At 36.3% G+C, this 21,412-nt stretch carries 20 protein-coding genes; 9 read left to right on the forward strand and 11 right to left on the reverse strand.

Features of this window, described 5'->3' with window-relative positions:
- The 3 genes from ric to ACQ33O_RS04880 are packed head-to-tail and all read right to left on the reverse strand — an operon-like array spanning window position 1 to window position 2,645.
- A complete protein-coding gene (gene ric, locus ACQ33O_RS04870; protein ID WP_430994440.1) occupies window positions 1–723 on the reverse strand; it encodes an iron-sulfur cluster repair di-iron protein in 723 nt (240 codons plus the stop codon).
- A gap of 39 nt (window positions 724–762) precedes the next feature.
- On the reverse strand, window positions 763–1,989 hold the full coding sequence (locus ACQ33O_RS04875) for a hypothetical protein (RefSeq protein WP_430994441.1): 1,227 nt from the start codon (window positions 1,987–1,989) through the stop codon (window positions 763–765).
- Window positions 1,990–2,048: 59 nt separating this feature from the next.
- Window positions 2,049–2,645 (reverse strand): Crp/Fnr family transcriptional regulator, encoded by a 597-nt coding sequence (locus ACQ33O_RS04880; RefSeq protein ID WP_430994442.1) that lies wholly within the window; start codon window positions 2,643–2,645, stop codon window positions 2,049–2,051.
- A 207-nt stretch (window positions 2,646–2,852) separates the two neighbouring features.
- Here ACQ33O_RS04880 and ACQ33O_RS04885 point away from each other — a divergent pair, with 207 nt between their 5' ends.
- From ACQ33O_RS04885 to ACQ33O_RS04915, 7 genes are all read left to right on the forward strand, one after another.
- Window positions 2,853–3,332: a c-type cytochrome gene (locus tag ACQ33O_RS04885; protein WP_430994443.1), complete on the forward strand. Its 480-nt coding sequence runs from the start codon at window positions 2,853–2,855 to the stop codon at window positions 3,330–3,332.
- Window positions 3,333–3,360: 28 nt separating this feature from the next.
- Window positions 3,361–5,355 (forward strand): Sec-dependent nitrous-oxide reductase, encoded by a 1,995-nt coding sequence (nosZ, locus tag ACQ33O_RS04890; RefSeq protein WP_430994444.1) that lies wholly within the window; start codon window positions 3,361–3,363, stop codon window positions 5,353–5,355.
- Window positions 5,356–5,429: 74 nt separating this feature from the next.
- Window positions 5,430–6,446 (forward strand): nitrous oxide reductase accessory protein NosL, encoded by a 1,017-nt coding sequence (locus ACQ33O_RS04895; RefSeq protein ID WP_430994445.1) that lies wholly within the window; start codon window positions 5,430–5,432, stop codon window positions 6,444–6,446.
- Window positions 6,443–7,678: a nitrous oxide reductase family maturation protein NosD gene (locus tag ACQ33O_RS04900; protein WP_430994446.1), complete on the forward strand. Its 1,236-nt coding sequence runs from the start codon at window positions 6,443–6,445 to the stop codon at window positions 7,676–7,678. The genes ACQ33O_RS04895 and ACQ33O_RS04900 overlap by 4 nt, the downstream gene beginning before the upstream one ends.
- Window positions 7,675–8,382 carry an ABC transporter ATP-binding protein gene (locus ACQ33O_RS04905; protein WP_430994447.1) on the forward strand — a complete coding sequence of 236 codons (708 nt, stop codon included), beginning with the start codon at window positions 7,675–7,677 and terminating at the stop codon, window positions 8,380–8,382. Before ACQ33O_RS04900 ends, ACQ33O_RS04905 begins: the two co-directional genes overlap by 4 nt.
- Window position 8,383: 1 nt before the next feature.
- Window positions 8,384–9,151 carry an ABC transporter permease subunit gene (locus tag ACQ33O_RS04910; protein ID WP_430994448.1) on the forward strand — a complete coding sequence of 256 codons (768 nt, stop codon included), beginning with the start codon at window positions 8,384–8,386 and terminating at the stop codon, window positions 9,149–9,151.
- Window position 9,152: 1 nt separating this feature from the next.
- Window positions 9,153–9,551, forward strand: a complete 399-nt coding sequence (locus ACQ33O_RS04915) for a group III truncated hemoglobin (protein WP_430994449.1) — start codon at window positions 9,153–9,155, stop codon at window positions 9,549–9,551.
- Window positions 9,552–9,618: 67 nt separating this feature from the next.
- Here the strand turns inward: ACQ33O_RS04915 and ACQ33O_RS04920 are convergent, their stop codons facing one another.
- The 6 genes from ACQ33O_RS04920 to serC all read right to left on the reverse strand — a co-directional run bounded on the left by ACQ33O_RS04920 (window position 9,619) and on the right by serC (window position 16,387).
- Window positions 9,619–10,188: a fasciclin domain-containing protein gene (locus ACQ33O_RS04920; protein WP_430994450.1), complete on the reverse strand. Its 570-nt coding sequence runs from the start codon at window positions 10,186–10,188 to the stop codon at window positions 9,619–9,621.
- A 99-nt stretch (window positions 10,189–10,287) separates the two neighbouring features.
- Window positions 10,288–12,063 (reverse strand): AMP-dependent synthetase/ligase, encoded by a 1,776-nt coding sequence (locus ACQ33O_RS04925; protein ID WP_430994451.1) that lies wholly within the window; start codon window positions 12,061–12,063, stop codon window positions 10,288–10,290.
- Between the two features lie 101 nt (window positions 12,064–12,164).
- The gene (locus ACQ33O_RS04930) at window positions 12,165–12,830 is read right to left on the reverse strand and encodes a YceI family protein (RefSeq protein ID WP_430994452.1); all 666 of its coding nucleotides are present in this window, start codon (window positions 12,828–12,830) and stop codon (window positions 12,165–12,167) included.
- Between the two features lie 80 nt (window positions 12,831–12,910).
- Window positions 12,911–13,918, reverse strand: coding sequence for a tetratricopeptide repeat protein (locus ACQ33O_RS04935; protein WP_430994453.1), 1,008 nt, complete (start codon window positions 13,916–13,918; stop codon window positions 12,911–12,913).
- Between the two features lie 127 nt (window positions 13,919–14,045).
- Window positions 14,046–15,278: a DUF1015 domain-containing protein gene (locus ACQ33O_RS04940; protein ID WP_430994454.1), complete on the reverse strand. Its 1,233-nt coding sequence runs from the start codon at window positions 15,276–15,278 to the stop codon at window positions 14,046–14,048.
- 41 nt (window positions 15,279–15,319) lie between these two features.
- Entirely contained in the window at window positions 15,320–16,387 is a 1,068-nt protein-coding gene (serC, locus tag ACQ33O_RS04945; protein WP_430994455.1) for a 3-phosphoserine/phosphohydroxythreonine transaminase, read from the reverse strand.
- Between the two features lie 141 nt (window positions 16,388–16,528).
- On the opposite strand from serC, the gene ACQ33O_RS04950 reads away from it, so the two are divergent.
- Window positions 16,529–18,967 (forward strand): outer membrane beta-barrel protein, encoded by a 2,439-nt coding sequence (locus ACQ33O_RS04950; RefSeq protein WP_430994456.1) that lies wholly within the window; start codon window positions 16,529–16,531, stop codon window positions 18,965–18,967.
- A 2-nt stretch (window positions 18,968–18,969) separates the two neighbouring features.
- Here the strand turns inward: ACQ33O_RS04950 and ACQ33O_RS04955 are convergent, their stop codons facing one another.
- Together ACQ33O_RS04955 and ACQ33O_RS04960 are read right to left on the reverse strand one after the other, a co-directional pair.
- Window positions 18,970–19,953, reverse strand: coding sequence for a zinc dependent phospholipase C family protein (locus ACQ33O_RS04955; protein ID WP_430994457.1), 984 nt, complete (start codon window positions 19,951–19,953; stop codon window positions 18,970–18,972).
- Between the two features lie 70 nt (window positions 19,954–20,023).
- Window positions 20,024–20,644 (reverse strand): DUF502 domain-containing protein, encoded by a 621-nt coding sequence (locus ACQ33O_RS04960; RefSeq protein WP_430994458.1) that lies wholly within the window; start codon window positions 20,642–20,644, stop codon window positions 20,024–20,026.
- Window positions 20,645–20,788: 144 nt separating this feature from the next.
- On the opposite strand from ACQ33O_RS04960, the gene ACQ33O_RS04965 reads away from it, so the two are divergent.
- Window positions 20,789–21,406: a TetR/AcrR family transcriptional regulator gene (locus ACQ33O_RS04965; protein ID WP_430994459.1), complete on the forward strand. Its 618-nt coding sequence runs from the start codon at window positions 20,789–20,791 to the stop codon at window positions 21,404–21,406.
- Window positions 21,407–21,412: the final 6 nt, after the last annotated feature.

Genomic DNA, 21,412 nt, shown 5'->3' on the forward strand with positions numbered 1-21,412 from the left:
TTACTCAGTAATGTTTTCTAATAGTCTTTCGGCTAAAGGGAATAAGATATTATTTTCTAAATGCACATGTTTGTGCAGGTCTTCCTCAAACTCTTTTAATTCAGCCAGCGTTACTTTAAATGTTGTACAGGCATCTGCAGGCGGTGTGTAGTTGCTGGTTAGATTTCTTATTTCATAGAGTATTTCTCCTGCATGATCATGCTCTTGCTCCATTGAATTCACCGGCGCACTAATGTAGTTTCCCGAAATTTTTAGTTTTCTTTTTTCGTTTAATAGATTTTCAATTTCTTTTATTCTAGGGAACAAGACCATTTCTTCTTTTTGCATGTGCAAGGTCATTTCTTCATTGATCACAGTAAATAATTGAAAAACTTTAACCATGTATGGAAATCTGTCGCCATGTTTAGTTGCTACCTTTTGTAAATGGGGCAAAATTGTAAGCATTGATTGCTTTACATAAAAATGATGATGGATAAGAATGTAACTGATCAGTTGTTCTGCAGTCATTTGATTAAAGGGCAGACGATTGTTGTTTTCTGTTTCAGCTACATTTTCCAATTCATTGATAAGTTCTTCTACCGATACGCCTTTTTCAGTGCAGGCTTCAGCAAGTGTTCTTTTTCCTTTACAACAAAAATCAAGGTGATGTTTTTCAAGGATAGGAACAACCTGGTGGTTTTGTGTTACGATACTGGCGAGTGTTTGTTCTGATATATTTGTCATGATACATATTTTTTACAAAGGTGTATCAGTTTAATAATTTCAATTGTGATTGAAATCATCTTCAGTATTTAATTTCAAATTTGTAATAAGAATTAACAATCCTATGAACATGATCAGCGCAGCCAGCAACAAAGCTTCATTGATGAAAGGAATCGTTATATATGTCAGTGCCGATACGCCTTGGGTCATTAAAAATATTTCGTTAATAATAATGCCTGCTATAAATATACCTGCACTTATTGCAGTTGTTTTACTGATTGTAAATGTGTTGATCACAAACATGTATCCTAATAGAAAAATAGTGGTGACGCCTAATAATACTAAATGTAAATAACCAATTACAATAGGCCTGAAACCAAATGCCAATGTGCTTAACGAAGGAATGGTAGAGCCTAGTTGTAACAATAATTTTATGCTTAATGCTATTCCGGAAAAGATGAATAACCATTTAGAAATTGGAGTAAAAGCTAATTTGGTAGTGTTGCTTTTTATTAAATAGATCGTGTACATCCAGCCAAATACTTGTGCAAAAGCTGCAACAACAATCAAAATATAAACCCATACAGGTATGTGCATCCAAAGGGTAGATAAAAAATACGCCGGTGCAATTGCTCCGGCAAACAGTAGAAAAATTCTTTTTAATTTTTCAGGAGAAACAATAACTGATAGTTTGCTTACGATCAAACCCATACAGGCAAAAAAGAACCAGCCGTTGTATTGAAAATGCAGATAAAAATATTCAGCTGCTAAATACCAGTTTTGATGAACAATTTTTGCTGCCATCATTATAGCCAATGCAAAAGCTCCTAGTGAAGAAAATGAATTCAACAAAATAGCTGTCTTAAACCACGAATGTGCCGGGTTGTTTTCTTTTAGCTTGTTGAGGTCCTTCCAGTAGATAACCATAAATATGTACGATACAAAAATGGAACAGGTAGAAAAAATAATGGAGAACAAACCATAACCTTCAACTGGAAATGCAATCAGCATTGCATAAGCGGTGAATAGATTGCCATAAAGAAGCCATTGGTATTTTCTTAAACGTGCTGTTGGATTTTGCTTCGATAGATAAGCAACCAGTAGTGTCATAATAGCCTGCGATATCCATCCGGCAAAAGCAAAATGTGAATGACCATGTAATAAATGTTTTTGGTCGATAAAGGGGAGAGAAAAGGCGATCTTATATCTTAAGATCACCCCAAGCGTTGCAACGATCAATAAATTGATCAGAGAAATTTTAATCCATCGTTGCAGATTCAAAGACATAGATAATATTTATACAAAGAAAATAGTTGCAACGGCTTTTGGCTATGATTCAAATCATATTAGCAGTACACTTTGCCTTTTTCAATTACCAATTGCCCCTTGGTTTGCATATTTTTCATTGTGCGGATAACCGTCTCTACTCTTAACCCTGTCATATCTGCAATTTGTTGACGGGTAAGCTTTAATCTATTACACTTAGTGCAAATATTTTTCTGGTGCTCTTTAAAATAGCTGAGTAAGGTAGAAATACTTTGTTCCGGATTGTGATTGGCCATCTCTTTCAGGATAAAAAATTTGAACCTTAATCGTTGACTTAAGAGTTTACTAAAAGCCGAATGTATTTCGGGGTTCTCTTTTATTAATTCGTTAAAAGTGGATCTATGCAGGCGGATGATCACTGAATCTTCATTTGCTATTGCAGTAGCGGCAAAGGGTTCATCATCAAACAAAGGCAATTCCCCAAAACATTCCCCGGGCTCTATCATAACCTGTAAAAATTCTTTTCCCTCTTCATTGATATTTACCCAACGAATACTACCACTCACTAGTTGATAATAAAATTGGGCTGGCATTCCTTCGTGGAATATTATTTCATTAGCGCCTACTTTTTTAAAAGAAGCGCCCCAGGCTAATAGTGTATCAACATCAATCATCATAACATAAGATTTAAGTTCTATCGAAACAGTCCGTAAAGCTATATGGATAATGTTTTTTACTATATGATATTAGTTATCAAGGGATATGATTGTGGTCATATTCAAGGTGCTTTTTTATTAAAATGGTATCAATATGATTCAACGCATAAATAAACTGTAACAGGCTGCGTAAAATTGTGTAATCATTTAAAACAAAACATAAGTATCATGAAAAAATTAATAATTATTACAAGCATAGCTTTTTTTATGGTTGCATGCGGTGGTGGCGCCGGTAGCGATGTTAAACCAACCACCGATCCATATGATACAAAAGCAACTACAGAAAGTGGTAACCCTTCTTACGACCCCAAAAGAGGTGAAGGTAAATTCACGAAAGTTGAGGTTGGAGCTAGCCTTGATGCACCGATGGCTACCAATGGTGAAAAAGTTTTTGGTGTAAAGTGTAGCGGCTGCCACAAACTTTCAGATGAAAAATTAGTAGGGCCCGGTTGGAAAGATGTAACTAAAAGACATACCGCTGAATGGATCATGAATTTTGTAACCAACACAGATGAAATGTTGAATAAAGATCCAAAAGCACAAGCACAATTAGAAATTTGTCTGGTGCGTATGCCTAATCAAAACCTATCTGATGATGATGCAAGGTCATTATATGAATTCATGCGTAAAAATGACGGGATAAAATAATATTCAACAACTAGCGAAAACAATCAATATGAGAAATATAAAGTTTATAACAGCAGCTGTTTTAGTAATCAGTCTGGTGTTGGGTTTCAATGCCTGTAAACCAAAAAATGCAGGCAATGCGGTAAGTTCTGATGCAGCTGCAAAGGCATATGTTGCTCCCGGTAAATATGATGAGTTCTATAATTTTGTATCTGGTGGGTTTAGCGGACAAATGAGCGTATATGGGTTGCCGTCAGGTCGTCTTCTTCGGGTGATCCCGGTTTTTTCTGTTGACCCGGAAAAAGGCTATGGGTATAGTGAAGAAACAAAACCCATGTTAAATACGTCGCATGGATTTGTGCCATGGGATGATCTGCACCACGTTCAACTTTCAAAAACTGGTGGAGAGTATGATGGACGATGGGCATTTGGTAATGCAAATAATACACCAAGGGTTGCAAGAATAGATCTGAAAACTTTCCGTACTCAGGAAATCATTGAATTGCCCAATAGTGGTGGTAATCACTCATCACCTTTTATTACAGAAAATACAGAGTATGTAGTTGCTGGTACAAGGTTTAGTGTTCCTCCCGATGATAAAAATGGAGACATTGCTATCAATACCTACAAGCAGAATTTTAAAGGCACTTTGAGTTTTATTAGTGTTAGCAAGGAAGAAGGTAAAATGGATATCGCCTTTCAAATACAATGCCCGGGTGTGAATTTCGATTTAAGCCGTGCCGGTAAAGGGGTTTCACATGGCTGGTTCTTTTTCTCTTGTTATAATACAGAACAAGCCAACACCCTGTTGGAAGTAAATGCTTCACAAAAGGATAAAGATTTTATCATGGCAGTTAACTGGAAAAAAGCGGAGGAGTATTTGAAAGCCGGAAAAGGAAGAAAGCAAGCGGTAAAATATGCTCACAACGTTTATAGTGACAAAACGCATTCTGCTACATCTGAAATAAAAACAGAAGTGACTGTGCTTGATTCAAAAGAATTAAAAGATATCTGCTACTTTTTCCCATGCCCTAAATCACCGCATGGTTGTGATGTTAGTCCAACGGGTGAGTATATAGTTGGTAGTGGCAAACTAGCTGCACTTATTCCGGTGTTTAGTTTTGATAAAATGACAAAAGCCATTGCGGCAAAAGATTTTATCGGCGAATACGATGGCATTCCGGTACTTAAATACGAATCTGTGTTGTACGGGGAAGTTAGAAAACCAGGCCTTGGTCCTTTACATACTGAGTTTGATAATAAAGGAAATGCTTACACTTCCATGTTTGTTTCATCAGAAGTGGTGAAATGGAACATTAAAGACTTGAAAGTTTTAGACAGGGTTCCTACTTATTATTCTGTTGGTCACTTAACAGTAGCTGGTGGAGACACCAAAACTCCAAATGGGAAATATCTTGTGGCGTACAACAAAATAACCAAAGACAGGTATTTACCAACTGGTCCTGAATTATCACAAAGTGCTCAGTTATATGATATCAGTGGAGATAAGATGCAACTGATATTAGATTTTCCAACGATCGGTGAGCCGCATTATGCTCAGATAGCTCCGGCAGATGTGATCAGGAAAAACTCTTTGAAGTTTTTTAAAATGGAAGAAAACAAAAATCCATATTTCACTAACGGGGAAGCTGCAACTAAAATAGTACGAGAAGGAAATAAAGTCCATGTATATATGACAGCCATTCGTTCTCACCTTACTCCTGATAATATTGAAGGAATAAAAATGGGAGACGAAGTGTTTTTCCATATAACAAATCTGGAACAGGATTGGGATGTGCCGCATGGCTTTGCCATAAAAGGAGCTGCCAATGCAGAGTTACTGATCATGCCGGGTGAAACTCAAACACTAAAATGGAATCCGGATAGAGTGGGTATTTTCCCGATGTATTGCACCGATTTCTGTAGTGCATTGCACCAGGAAATGTCAGGATACATAAGAGTATCTCCGGCGGGAAGCAATGTGCCATTACTTTTTAGTACCGGTAAAAATCAACCGGCAGCTGATTCGGCGAATAAAAAATAATTTTTTTTGAGTAAGATAAAGGGGCAGGTAATTATGCCTGCTCCTTTTTATATTGATACAATAAATTCAAATAGATGCAAACGGCTCGGATACAAAATTGGGTAAGATTGGTTTTGATATTATGTGGTGTAGCATTGATTGCTGTTTTGTTTGTGCCGATGTGGAGGATCGATCTGGATGCACCGCAATATCCGGAAGGATTAAAATTATTGATCTATCCAAATAAATTGGCCGGCAATGTAGATATCATCAATGGCTTGAATCATTATATTGGAATGAAAACTTTACATGCCAATGATTTTATTGAGTTTACTGTATTGCCTTATATTATTGGTTTGTTTGCTGCACTTTTTATTTTGTTTGCTATTATTGGGAAAAGAAAATGGATCAATCTTTTACTGATCTTATTTATTTTATTCGGTGTTGTTGCCATGTATGATTTCTGGAGATGGGAGTACGATTATGGTCATAATTTAAATCCTGATGCAGCAATCATTGTTCCCGGGATGGCTTACCAGCCACCATTAATAGGGTTTAAACAATTATTGAATTTTGGGGCTTATTCTGTTCCGGATATTGGAGGATGGATCTTTATTGGTGCAGGTGCTTTATTATTTTTATGTGTTGTAGCAGAATGGAGGCTTAAAAAAATATCATCTGGAAATTCTGTTGTTGCAGCACTCTTGTTTTTATCTTTTTCGTTAAGCTCATGCTCAATAGCACCTGAGCCACTTAAGATTGGAGTTGATAATTGTTACTTCTGTAAAATGACAGTTAGTGATGTAAAGTTTGGAGCAGAGCTGATCACAACAAAAGGAAAGATCCATAAGTTTGATGATATCCATTGCATTTTAGCTTATCTGAAAACAAAAGAAACTCCAACTGCAAACATAAAAGATATTTATCTGGCTAATTTTTCGGGAGATCATCAGCTGATAAATGTCAACAAATCTTTTTTATTAAAAAGTGAAACATTGAGAAGCCCGATGGGAGGTAATATTGCAGCTTTCGACAGTAAAGATAATTTGATAGCAGTGCAAAAAAGTTTTCCTGGAACTATTGTAACCTGGACTGAATTAATTAAACAGTGAAAAAATATTTTTTCATATTAGCATTCCTCGGTGCTGCCGTTGCCGCTCAGGCAAAAACAATTCGGGTAGGTAAGCAACATGCGATCAAAACAATACAGCAGGCATTGTTGTTGTCTACCGATGGAGATTCTGTTTTGGTAGATGCAGGCATTTACAAAGAAAAAAATATCAACATCACTAAAAAGATTTCTTTTATCGGGTTAGGTCAACCCGTTATAGATGGCCAAAACAAATATGAGGTTATTTCTGTAAAAGCCAATGGCGTTATTGTAGATGGCTTTAAGATCATTCATTCAGGCATTTCAAGTATTGAAGATTTTGCCGGTATTAAAATTTACAATTCCAGAGAAGTGATCATACGAAACAATATTTTGGATGATACTTTCTTCGGTATCTATGCTCAATATGCAACCAATTGTATCATTGAAAAAAACACTTTAACCGCATATAGCAAACAGGAGCAGGAAAGTGGCAATGGCATACATTGCTGGAAAAGCGATAGCATGAAAATTATTGCCAACACAGTTTCAGGGCATAGAGATGGAATTTATTTTGAGTTTGTAACACATTCGATCATTTGGAGAAATACTTCGTTTTCAAATATTCGGTATGGATTACATTTTATGTTTTCAAATAACGATACATATATCACCAATATTTTCAGAGCCAACGGAGCAGGAGTTGCGGTGATGTTTTCTAACCATGTAAAAATGTTTCATAATTATTTCGAAGAAAACTGGGGAGATGCTGCTTATGGTTTGTTGTTAAAGGAAATTTCTGATAGCTATATAGAAAATAATTATTTCACAAAAAATACAACAGGTATCCACATGGAAGGTGCAAGTCGTATTAATATGGAAAAAAATGTGTTTGAAAATAACGGATGGGCTTTAAAGATCCAGGCAAGCTGTATGGACATTGCTTTAACTGCCAGCAATTTTATCAATAATACTTTCGACGTGGGTACCAATGGTAGTTTGGTGTTGAACACATTCAATAAGAATTACTGGGATAAATACGATGGCTATGATCTTGACAAAGATAAAATTGGAGATGTTCCTTATAGGCCGGTAAGTATGTATTCTGTGATCGTTGAACAAAATCCTACAGCAATGATGTTGTTCAGAAGTTTGATGGCTGCACTGTTAGACAAAACAGAGAAAGTGTTGCCTACGCTTACTCCTGAAAATTTAATAGATGATTTTCCATTAATGAAACCATTACCATTATGATAATTGCAAGCAATGTTTCAAAAAAATTCGGCAAGCTTGTAGCGTTAGACAATGTTTCGCTAACCTGCAATAAAGGGGAGTGCATTGCCTTGATCGGTCCGAATGGTAGTGGCAAAACAACATTGATAAAAAGTATTTTAGGAATGGTGGTATGTAATAGTGGCTTTATTACGTTTAATGGAAAAAATATTTCACATGACTGGAAATACAGGGAGCGTATAGGCTATATGCCTCAGATAGGCCGCTATCCGGATAATATGACAATTGGGCAAATGCTGGAAATGATGAAGGATATCCGCAATCAAAAAAACAGTTTGTTGGATGAAGATCTGATCATACAATTTAAATTGAATGAATTATTAGATAAACGTATGAGAACCTTGTCTGGTGGCACAAGACAGAAGGTGAGTGCGGCATTGGCATTTTTGTTTAATCCGGATGTGCTGATACTTGATGAACCTACGGCCGGGCTGGATCCTGTTGCTTCTGAAATTTTGAAAGAAAAAATAATAAAAGAAAAGGAAAAGGGGAAATTGATCCTCATCACTTCTCATATACTGAGTGAACTGGATGACCTGGTTACTCAGATAATATATATGCAGGAGGGTAGCCTGAAATTTCATAAAACTATTGAAGCGTTGCGATTGGATACTGGGCAGGAAAAATTATCCAAGGCCATTGCAAGCGTAATGATAAATGCATAGCATGAAAAAAATTATTAAATATGTGATCATTGATATCCTGCGTAATAAAATTATGCTGGCATACACTGTTTTTCTTTTGGTGATCTCTTTCGGTGTTTTTAGCCTGGAAGATAATTCAGCAAAAGGTTTGTTGAGCTTGTTGAATCTGGTGTTGATCATTGTTCCGCTCGTTAGTATTTTGTTTACTGCGATCTATATCTATAACAGTGCAGAATTTTTAGAGCTATTGGTCAGTCAGCCACTCAAACGTAAAACAATATGGCTGAGCATTTTTGCCGGATTAGCTTTTTCGCTTGCCTTTGCATTTTTTGTTGGTGTGGGTATTCCGATCTTGTTGTATCAGCCTACTGATACGGGTTTTATGATGCTGGCCACAGGTTTATTGTTGTCGATAATTTTTGTTGCAATTGCAATGCTGGCCGCTGTTAAAACAAGAGACAAAGCAAAGGGTATTGGTGTAACTATTTTATTATGGTTGTATTTTTCATTGATATTTGATGGCCTGGTATTGTTTTTATTATTTCAATTTTCCGATTATCCGTTGGAAAAAGCAATGGTAGGTATAAGTACTTTGAATCCGATCGACCTCAGCAGGATATTGATCTTATTGAAAATGGATGTATCAGCTCTAATGGGTTATACAGGAGCAATATTTAAAAACTTTTTCGGTACGCAAACAGGCGTAATCGTATCATTTTTTATTTTAATACTCTGGGTTGTATTACCTGCCTGGTTATCGCTCAGGAAATTCAATCGTAAAGATCTGTAATATGAAAAAGGATATTGAAACAATAACAGATATACAACTATTGGTAAATGCCTTTTATGAAAAGGTAAAGGCAGATAAAACCATTGGTTATATATTTAATGATGTTGTAAAAGTAAATTGGGAAAAACATTTGCCGGTAATGTATAATTTTTGGGAGAATACATTATTCTTCACAGGTACATACGAAGGCAATCCTATGGAATTACATAAACAGCTGCATCGGCTAACACCTTTAACAGCAGCACATTTCAAAGAATGGACCTTATTGTTCACGAGTACGGTTGATGAACTTTTTAGCGGCACTAAAGCTGAGCTTGCAAAGCAAAGAGCACTAAGCATTGCAACCATTATGCAGGTTAAAATTTTTACAGATCAATCTTCCAGGGATACAATTTTCTAAACTATGGAATAAAAAAAATGGCAACAACTGTTGCCATTTTTTTTTATTGCTGGTATAGGTTAGTCGATTATTTTGTTGCTGGTGGTAATAACACTGCATCGATCACATAAACAATTCCATTAGAAGCAGGAACTGTAGCAATCACATTTGCTACGCCATTTACTTTTATTTTGCCATCTATTTTGCTAATGGTGATATTGCCGCCATTTACTTGCCCAATTGACTGCCCATCTTGCAACATATCTTCTTTGAATACACCTACGGAAACGTGATACTGAAGAATATCAGTAAGGTCATTTTTCTTTTCCGGTTTCAATAATCCATCAACAGTACCTGCAGGAAGTTTATCGAATGCAGCATTGGTTGGAGCAAATACCGTGAAGGGACCTGCATTGCTCAATGCATCTACTAATTCTGCAGCTTTTACCGCAGTAACTAAAGTAGTGTGGTCTTTACTGCCGATGGCAACCTGTACAACATTCTTTGCTGATTGATCATCCTGTACTCCTGGCTGGCCGGCTCCTTGTGCATCTGTAGTGGGAGAGGATTTTGTTGCATCTTGATTAGTTGATGAATTGCAACTTAATGAGAGCGCAAATAAACTTATGGCTAAAGTCGATTTTATAATGCTGGTCATATTTACCGTTTTAGAGTTAAAAATTATACGGTAAATCTACTCATGCGGTCGCATTTATATTATGACTGCAATCATATTGTAAAATTATTATCGAAGCGCTTAATTATAAATTCTTTCTACAGCATCCTTATACTTTTCCATTACCACTTTTCTTTTTAAACTCATTTTAGGAGTGAGCTCACCACTGTCGATACTCCATTCGTGTGGTAATAGTTCAAAACGTTTTACCTGTTCAACATGATTGAAAAATTCGTTGAAGCTGTCGATCAGTTTTCTGTATAAGTCTAATACCTGAGGGTTGTGTATTGCATCTTCATTGGTTGTGAATGCAATGCCTCTATGGCGCATCCATTCCTTTAGCGTAGGGAAAGAAGGAACGATCAACGCACCAACAAATTTTTGTTCGGCACCAACAATCATGATCTGTTCTACAAACGGCGATTCCTTCATTTTGTTTTCGATGGGTTGGGGCGCCACATACTTTCCACCGCTTGTTTTAAAGAGTTCTTTTTTTCTATCGGTAATTTTTAAATATTTACCGTCTTCAAAAACACCGATATCACCTGTGTGTAACCAGCCATCAATAATTGTTTCTGCTGTCAGGTCCGGACGTTTATAATAACCCATCATCACACTTGGTCCTTTAACGCAGATCTCTCCATCTTCCATCAGTTTCACTTCTTGTCCATCTATTACCAATCCTACTGTACCGAATTTAGTACCACCCGGCTTACGGCAGTTCACACTAATTACCGGACTATTTTCTGTTGGTCCGTATCCTTCATAAATGGTGATTTTTGCAGCAGAAAAAATTCTGATCAATCGTACCTGACAAGCGGCACCGCCTGTTACAATAAAATCAATATTGTTGCCTAATGCCTCACGCCACTTGCTGAAAATAAGTTTGTTAGCAATAGCTAATTGTAAGTTATACCAAATGCCTCCCGTTTTTTGACTGTCGTATTGTAATCCTAATCCTACTGCCCAATTAAATAATTTTCTTTTTACACCGGTTAACTCAGCGCCTTTTGCCATGATCTTTTCATACACTTTTTCAAGCAGCCTTGGCACAGTAGTGAACAATGTTGGTTTCACTTCTTTCAGATTATCACCAATTGTTTCGAGGCTTTCTGCATAGTAAATAGATACGCCGGTGTACATATATATGTAAGAGATCAGTCTTTCAAAAATATGATTCAACGGTAAAAAACTTAAAGCTCTTCCATTTGGATTTTGCTCAAAAGGAAAACTATTAATGGCATTTGTAACATTACTTACAATGTTTCGATGGCTTAGCATAACACCTTTGGGTGTACCGGTGGTACCTGATGTATAAATAATGGTAGCACAGTGTTGGGGTTGAATGGTGGACCTTAGTTCCAGCACTTTATGTGTGTCATCCGACAATAATTTTTTCCAAAAATCTACACCTTGCAAGTCATCAAAGCTATAAATGTTTTTTATGGTAGGCGTTTGCGATCTAACATCATTTACTTTATCTAAAATGTCTTGTCCACTGACGAAGACATATTTTACGGCAGCATCGTTAAAAATAAATTCGAGCTCTTTTACATTAGTAGTAGGGTAGATGGGACAAAGAATGACACCAATCTGCTGGCAAGCAAGATCAAGCATGATCCATTCCGGTCTGTTTCTGCTAATGATGGCAATTTTATCCTGCGATTCAACGGTCATATTATTACCGCTTAATCCTAATTGCAGCAGTCCTGCACTTAATTGATCAACCGTTTTTTTCACAAAGGCTGTACTATACGTTTTCCATTCGCCATTTTCTTTGGCAGCCATCATATCATCTTTGGGAAAAGTGTCTGATTGATATTGCAGGAAATCAAACAGTCTGAAGCTTTCGTTCATATACAATCGTTAGTAGTTTAGTAAAATATACCTATACTAAGATAAATAAAAAAAGCCATTCCAAATAAATGGAACGGCCTTTAAAAATAACCACCTGTAACCTATTTGTTAGCAGCTGCTATATTCAGTTTTATGTTTACGGTTTTGCTGATAAACCAATCTTGTGGATTGTTTGGTCCTTTATAGTTTAGGCCCCATTGAGTTCTGTCGATATTAAAATCTGCTACTGCAGTTAGTTTATTCCCTTCAACGGTTACTTTAGCCGGGAAAGAAATGTTTTTAATACTGTCTTTTAAAGAAAAATTGCCTTTAATGGTATGTGTTGCATCTTTCATTACAACATCTTTCATAGTAGCACTGTCATATTTGAAAGGTTCAACACCGGTGATTTCAAATTTAGCTGTAGGGAATTTAGCTGCATCAAAGAAGTCGGCACTTTTCAAATGTCCTTCTAATTTGCCTTTTCCAGTAGCATCAGTAAGATCTTTATCACTCAATGTATTGATGTCGATAATGAAATTTCCAGCTGTGATATTGCCGTCTTTAGCCGAAATAAAACCTTCAGTTACAGCAAAAGTTCCCGTGTGTGCACCACCCGGTTTGGTTCCTGTCCATGTTACAAGTGAAGTACTATCTGTTTTGAATGAAGTTCCGTCTGCTGCTGCTGCTGTCTGTTTTTCTGTTGTTTCAGCTTTATCGGCAGTTGGAGTGTTGTTACAGGCTGCAAAAGTTACTACTGCAGCAATTGCGAAAATTATTTTTTTCATTTTGTATTATTTTAGAACAAAGATAAGGCTTTTTTATATTCAATGTTTAAACATTGAATAATTTTAACAAAAAAAATTAATTAACGATAATACTGGTTTTTAGGCATCTTAAAGGTTCTGCCCTTTTGAAAACGGAAGAATTCGCCGTACTCAGTAGCGTGGTTGTTGATCCAGGTTTGATAAGCAATAAGGTTTTGTGCGGTGCCGAAAAGCCATTGGTTGTAGGCATCAAACATGCCTTCTTTAATAAGTTGTTGCTGGTATTCGAATAATTTATAGGGGTATTTTTCAGATTTTCCATTAAACCAGTCTAATATAAACCTGGTTCTGATCATTGTTAAAGATTCCGGATTGATGCCTTGTATGGCAACATTGCTCTGATTATTCATAGTTTGTATGAAAGTAGCAGCAAATTTATTTTTCTCTTTATTACTTTTGGTAAGATCTGTTTCAACAAACATTTTTTTATACGTATCGAGTATGATCGTTTTTATTTCAGGTGTTCTGCTGCTCATCGGCTCCATATTTACAAATAGCTCACCGTACAACACACACCAGACTTTATCGTTTGTAACAGAATAATACCTGCAGGCATTGTAATAATTCTTCGAATATTCAGGATCTGCTTCTATGCCTTTTTCCCATTCAGTAATGGCATCGGCGGCATCTTTTCCACTCAGTAATTCGCCTAATTCATTATACAGTGCGCCGCTTTCAGGAAATTTATTGATTCCTTTTCTATATAATTTTTCGCAGTCTTTCACCTGATCCAGGCCACGGTAAATAGTACCGGCAATTTGATAACACTGATCATCTACTGCATCCATATCCAGTGCAGGTTTGATCACTTCCAGCGCCTTTGTATAGTCCTTTTGTATGTAATTGCTGATGGCCAGATCTTTTATGATCTCTATGTTTTGTGGTTCTAATTGAGTAGCTCTGTTTAGAATGAGAATGGCATTGGTGTAATCTCCTTGCGACATAAAAGCCTTGGCATTTGCCTGTAATTCCGCAACAGTTTGAGACATTGCCTTATTGGCAAAAAATACAAGGGTTAGCGTGAAAATAAATCCTGCAATTCTTTTCATTACAGTAAAGATAAAAAAAGAGAAGCAATATGGCTCCTCTTTTATTGTATTAACTAATTTTTTACTGTTTTATTCTTTCGTCAAAAAGGATAACAGAAAATCGGGATTTCTATTAAAATATTTATTTCTACGAATAGATCAAATGCGTCAGCAATCCATCTCTCAACTTAGGTTCAAACCAGGTGCTTTTTGGTGGCATTACATTTCCGCTATCTGCAATATCAAATAATTGCTGAATGGTTACCGGGTGTAAGCTAAATGCAATAGCCATTTCGCCGCTATCAACTCTTTTTTCTAATTCGCCTAAACCACGGATGCCGCCAACAAAATCTATACGCTTATCGGTGCGTTGATCTTTGATGCCAAGGATCGGGTCTAAAATATTATCAGATAAGATACTGATATCTAAAATGCCGATCGGGTCAGTAGTGTAAGTACCTTCTTTAGAAGTTAATGTATACCATTGTTTATCTAAGTACATACCAAACTCATGTAATTGAGCAGGAGAAACAGCTTTAGCAGCTTTTTCAATCGTAAATTTTACTTCTATTTTATTGATCAGCTCTTCTACACTTAACCCATTCAGATCTTTTACAACACGGTTGTAATCCATGATGTATAATTGATTAGATGGGAATAAAGTAGTAAGAAAAATATCGGCACCATTGGTTGCCTTATCGCCTAATGCTTTACGTACTTTCGCTGCAGATGCTGCTCTGTGATGCCCGTCAGCTATGTATGTACAAGGAACTTGTGTTTTAAATGTTGTTGATATTTTTTTGATCGTTGCATCATCATTAACGATCCAGATGCTGTGTTGTATCTTATCATCTGCCACAAAATCATAAACAGGGCTATGCGTTTTTTTCCAATCGTCGATAATATTATCGATCTCATCTACATTTTTATACGCTAAAAAAACATTACCTGTTTGTGCTCCGGATGTTTTGATGTGATTGATCCTGTCCTGTTCTTTTTCCGGACGGGTAAATTCGTGTTTCTTTATTTTATCTTTTTCATAATCATCCACGCTACTTCCGCAAACCAAACCGGTTTGGCTTTTCCCGTTCATGATCAATTGATAAATATAGTAGCAGGCTTTATTTTCTCTGAATAAAATATTGCGACTGATAAATGCATCCAGATTTTCTTTAGCAGTATCATATACTATTTGAGAATGTATGTCGGTATCTTCCGGCAAATCAATTTCACTTTTGGTGATATGTAAAAAAGAACTTGGGTTTCCTTGCGCTTCTACTTTCGCTTCTTTGCTATTTAATACGTCATACGGACGCGACGCAACTTTTTTTGCATGTTGCGCCTCTGGTCTAAGGGCCTTAAAAGGGTGTATGGAGATCATATTCAGATGTAATTTTGCCGCAAATGTAGGGCAAATGTTTTTTATGGGTTTAATGCTGCAAATTCTTTCATTGCATCTACTAATACTTGTACGCTACTGATGGGCAAGGCATTGTATAAAGATGCCCTGAAACCGCCTACCAGTCTATGTCCTTTAATGCCTACGATGCCTTTTTCTTTGGTAAAGGCTAAAAATGCGGCCTCCAGATCAGGATTATTCATCACAAAACAAACATTCATCTTACTTCTGTCTTCTTTTGCCACAGTGCCTTTGAATAATGGGTTGGCATCTATCTCATTATATAGCAGATCCGCTTTAGCAATATTCAGTTTTTCAACCGCTGCCACACCGCCGATAGATTTTAACCAACGTAATGTAAGCATGCAAACATATACCGCAAACACAGGAGGTGTATTCAACATACTGCCTTCTTTGATGTGATTGCGGTAATCCATGATGGTAGGAATAGCACGTTTTATCTTGCCTAAAATATTTTTATTAACTACTACTAAGTTTACACCTGCAGCTCCCATATTTTTTTGAGCACCAGCATAGATTAGATCGAACTGATTAAAATCCATTACACGGCTCAATATATCACTACTCATATCTGCTATTAACGGTGTACTTGTTTTCGGAATTTTTTGCCATTGGCATCCGTAAATAGTTTCGTTGGTAGTAATGTGAAAATATTTTGCATCATTCGGTACGGCAAAATCCTTTGGTATAACAGTGTAATTGCTTTCTTTTCCGGTACAAACAATTTCAACCTTACCAAAGAGCTTTGCTTCTTTGATAGCTTTACCACCCCAAACGCCGGTATCAGAATAAGCGGCTGTTTCTTTATCATCCAACAAATTCATCGGCACCTGCATGAATTGCGTAGAGGCGCCACCGTGTAAGAACAACACTTCATGATCGGCATCTAATTGCATCAATTCTTTCACCAACGCAATAGCTTCATCCATTACCGCTTGAAAAGTGGAAGTGCGGTGCCCTAACTCTAAAATTGATAAGCCACTGTTGTTGTAATTTAATACAGCTTCAGCAGCTTGTTTAAAAACTTCCTGAGGTAAAATAGATGGTCCTGCGTTGAAATTGTGAATCACTATAAAACTTTTGTTTGTTGAAAAATGAAATGCAAAAGTAAACTATTCACAAACAATATAGGCAACCAAATATTTCAAATATATCTTTTTTCATACATGAATAATCGTATTTTCGTACCTGATGTGTACCAACGCTTATTAATGAGAAAAATTATCCTTTATATACTTTGTATGTCGGGTATTGCTTACACAAATGCCCAGAAAATTTCCGGTATTGTTTTGAGCAATGATTCTTTAGCATTAAGTAATTCTTCTGTTTCTTTATTGGATGGGTCGGGTAAAAAATTGGTAAAACTGCATATTAGCAACGATGAGGGAAAATTTTTGTTTACAGAAGTTAAGCCGGGCACATATTTGATTAACATTTCTCATGTTGATTATAAAGGATTTACCAGCAAAATAATTAATGTTGTTGAAAATACGGATATCGAAATACCCATTATTCGCCTACAAAAAATATCCGGCACTTTGTCGGAAATTATTGTGAAGTATCAACGGCCAATGATAGAGGTGCAGGCAGATAAATTAGTACTCAATGTAGATGGTACAATAAACGCTACGGGTACGGATGCTTTGGAATTAATAAGAAAATCTCCGGGGGTTTCTGTTGATAAAGATGATAATATTCAAATGATCGGAAAATCAGGGGTGCAAATTTTTATAGACGATAAACCCAGTCCGCTGAATGGAGAAGAATTGGGTAATTATTTAAAATCTATCCAATCGTCACAAATAGAATTGATTGAATTAATTACCAATCCATCTGCAAAATATGAAGCCGCAGGTAATGGAGGTATCATCAATATTAAATTGAAAAAAAATAAGTCGGTAGGAACGAATGGTACTATTACGGCAGGTTATGGAGTAGGTGTTTATGGTAAGTACAATGCAGGCGTGTCGTTAAACCATCGCAACAAAAAAATAAACATTTTCGGGAATTATAATTTTAATCATGCTTTAAATTATATCGATTTCAGAATTAAAAGAATGCAACTGGATTCTTTGTTCGATTTTGTTTCTGATCGAAATATTAAGAATACAACACATGGCTTTAAAGCAGGAATAGATTTTTTTGCAAGTCCCAAAAATACATTTGGTTTTTTTGTGAGTGGAAATTTAGTGAATCTAAATCCTAAATCGTTAAGCATTACGCCTATCAGTTATATGCCAACACATGAGGTTGCTAAAGTGCTGGTGTCGGACAATGTTCAGGAGGGTTTTTCAAATAATATTAATCTGAATGGCAACTATAAGTTTTCAGGCCGTAAACAAAATCATTTGAATGTTGATGTCGATTATGGTTTTTTTGATATCACTCGAAATCTTTATCAACCGAATATCTATTATAAATCAGATACTACAACGGAATTGAGCCGAGCCATTTATCGCTTCCCTTCAAGAGCAGATATTGATATTTATTCTGTAAAAATGGATTATGAGCATCCTTTCGAACAAGGAATACTTGCTTACGGTATTAAAAGCTCCTTTGTAAAATCCGATAACAATTTCAGACGCTATAATGTATTAGGTAACACCGAAAGTTTAGATACCTACAAGAGTAATCAATTTAATTATAAAGAGTATATCAATGCTGCATACATGAGCTTCAATCGAAATATGCAATATATACAGCTCCAACTTGGGGTAAGAGTAGAACATACTGTTTCAAAAGGAGAATCGTATCCAATCAACGGAGTTGGTATTGTTCAGTACAATAGCAAGGAAAGTTTTACTAGAAGATATACCAACTTGTTTCCTAGTGTATCTATCAGTTTTGTAAAAAATCCGGAAATGATTTGGGGTATTACAGCCGGTAGGAGAGTGGACAGGCCTAATTATCATGATCTTAATCCTTTCGAATTCAAATTAGATGAATATACTTTTCGAAAAGGAAACACAGAATTAGTGCCGCAATTTTCCAGTAGTATCAGCATATCAAATACATACAAATCGAAACTGATCTCGAAACTTGGGTACAGTTACATTAAAGATCTGCTTGGGTTGTTGGTAGATACAATCGATGTAAGCAAAAACTTTATTACACCAAAAAATATAGCGGAACAAAAAATTATTACTCTCTCCGAGAACTATCAATTACACAAGGATTGGTACACAGGCTTTTTTAATTTCAATGCATTTTACTCAACATTTAATGCCGATTTTGGTGGCGGCGACAGGGTGGTGAACACTGAAATATTTTCTGTTATTACAGGTGTGCAAAATAGTTTTAAGCTGGGTAAAAATTGGATGGCTGAATTAAGCGCAACCTATAATTCACCTACCTTATCCGGAATACTAAAATCGAAATCAAGGTGGGGGATGGATGTTGGGGCTCAAAAAAGTATCATGAAAGGAATGGGTAATTTAAAGTTTGCTGTAACCGATATTTTCTGGTCAAATGTTGATAGGGGTTCTCTAATGTTTGCCGGACAAGAAAGCCGCAGTTATTTCAGAAGAGAAAGTCGTCAATTCAAAATTAATTTCACTTATCGATTTGGTAACAAGCAAGTAAAAAGTGCCCGTAACAGATCTTCGGGTTCTGAAGACGAGTTGAAGCGTTCAGAAAATACAGGATCTTAATTTTAATCTTCCTGCTTACCGATCATTTTTCCTTCACCGCTTTTCCATTTATTGTTCAGCTCCTCAAACTCCTTAGCATCAGCTTCGCTGAATTTTTGGTCTGTTAGGGATTTTAGATCGGGTTGCCCGGCGTTTACCCAGGCGGTGTACCAAAAACTTGCAACAGAGTAAATAGATTGTCTCATTCTTCTTTCAACCATTCCTCCCATTTTTTTATTAAATGCAATGGTAAAGTCAGATGAATATTGACGGATAACAACTCCGTTACGGGTTTCGAAACTATATTTTTGATCAGATGGGAATTCTTTGGTTAATTCCCTTTCAATATTTAATACCGAATCGGAGGCGGCGGCACTTTCTAAAACCCTCTCCCAGATATATTCTGATGGGTTGGTAATATATTGTGCTTTACCAATAAAAAAGTCGAATTCTTTTTCTGCAAGTAATTCCGGTACACGACTTTCCCAAAAGCCATGAATGCCTTTTTGATTGGTGTATTGTCCGTTGTGATTGCTGTTAGCGTGTAATGGTACATGTGAGTCTGCAATATAATGACCAAGCTCTGCACTGTTTTTCATGATCTTACTAAAATTCTTTTCTTTAAAAGCAGCAGTCAATCTACCCAACATGATTTGTAAATGCCATGGAACAATGCCATATTCTCTCACGGAATCTTCACCGAATTTTTCCACGGCATCTTTCCATTTGCGTGGAAGATTGGGGTAGGGATAAGTGCCGTAATGGTTGATGTCTATATAATGTCTTGGCCCTTCTTCTTTAACTGCATACCTGCGTTTATCCGGATCAACAGAATGTTCAACCAAAAAATCAATATTGGGTTTATATAATACCATCATTTCAGGCGGCAACAGAAATACTGCGTAGTAGTTTATTTTCTGATGACCATAAAATCCCCAGCAATAACTCTTTAAATAAGGAACGAGGAGTAGCGAAACAAGAAATATGGAACTAATTACTCTTTTCATTTACAAAGATTGAATATTGAATTTACAATTTTTTTTTATGCTGACCATACTTTCCAGTTTCTTATTTCTTCTATTCCACCACATCTGTTACACCACCACTTACTGCAAACTTCATAGTTTGGGTTGCACTAATATTGGTAATTGGTTTCACCCTGCTTTTAGGAATGATATAAACATTACCTGCTACCGAATAGGCCATCGGCACATACACTGCTATATAATCTTTAAAGCCAAACTCTTCCATATCCTCTTGCGTAACAAATCCTACACGCCACACATCATTGTCATCTACGTTAGCAAGCACATTGGCAGTAAATTTCTTTTTCTCTCCTGCAAAAGCTTCAAAAAAATCTTTAAGTGTAGAATAAATGAATTTGATGCCGGGTGTTTTTTCAAGCAGCTTATCAAATACCGATACAAGCTTATTGAATACAAATGTTGAAGAGATGTATCCTACAAACAGAATAAGCCCGATGATCACAATAAAACCTAAACCGGGTACCCGTTTGATAGTACCATCTGTATCTTCCATCAATCCCGGAAAAACTCCGTGAAGCAGGTTCGGCAAAATGCCGTCTATAAAATTAAAGGCTGCCGTTATTGCCCAAATAGTAATGGAAATGGGTGCTAATACCAGTAATCCCTGAAGGAAATACTGAAAAAGCAGTTTAAATGTAAATGGCTTTTTCATTGTAGAAAATATTTGATTATCAAAGATACTTGTTTAATAAGGATATGCTTAAAATGAGAAAAACAGGATGAACGGCAAAAAAAGAGCTTGGAAACTTTGGCGACACAAAAAGTTTCCATAGTTTTGTGTCCGATTTTAAAAAAAATGGAAGTAAAAGACAGAATTATACAGGGCTCGTTTGAATTGTTCATGCGCTATGGCTTCAGGTCGGTATCCATGGATGATATTGCCGGTAAAATGGGTATGAGCAAAAAAACATTGTATCAGCATTTTGCCGATAAGGACCAATTGGTTGAAGCGGCGTTGGATTATGATATTGAACATGACCAACGGGATTGTTTGCTTTGTACCAACAACTCAACCAATGCGGTGGAAGAAGTATATAATATCATAGATACCGTAGCCGAGCAACTGAGAGATATGAACCCGATGGTATTGTATGAAATGCAAAAATTTCATCCGTCGGCATTTAAGCGTTTTCAAAAACATAAAGATGAGTTTATTTTAAAAATGATCCATCAAAATCTGGAAAGAGGCATTACGGAAGGATTGTATAGAGATGATATAAATGTTGAAGTGCTTTCGAAATTCAGATTGGAATCAATGATGCTCATTTTTAACATTGAAGTTTTTCCTCTGGCAAAAACCTATCCTTTAAAAGAGCTGATGCTGATCATTGGTGAGCATTTCCTATACGGCATCTCATCTCCAAAAGGATATAAATTAATACAGAAATACCAACAAGAAAGAATCAAAAAATAACTACTG

This window comes from Ferruginibacter sp. SUN002, from assembly GCF_050611725.1.
In the GTDB taxonomy this organism is placed as follows: domain Bacteria; phylum Bacteroidota; class Bacteroidia; order Chitinophagales; family Chitinophagaceae; genus Ferruginibacter.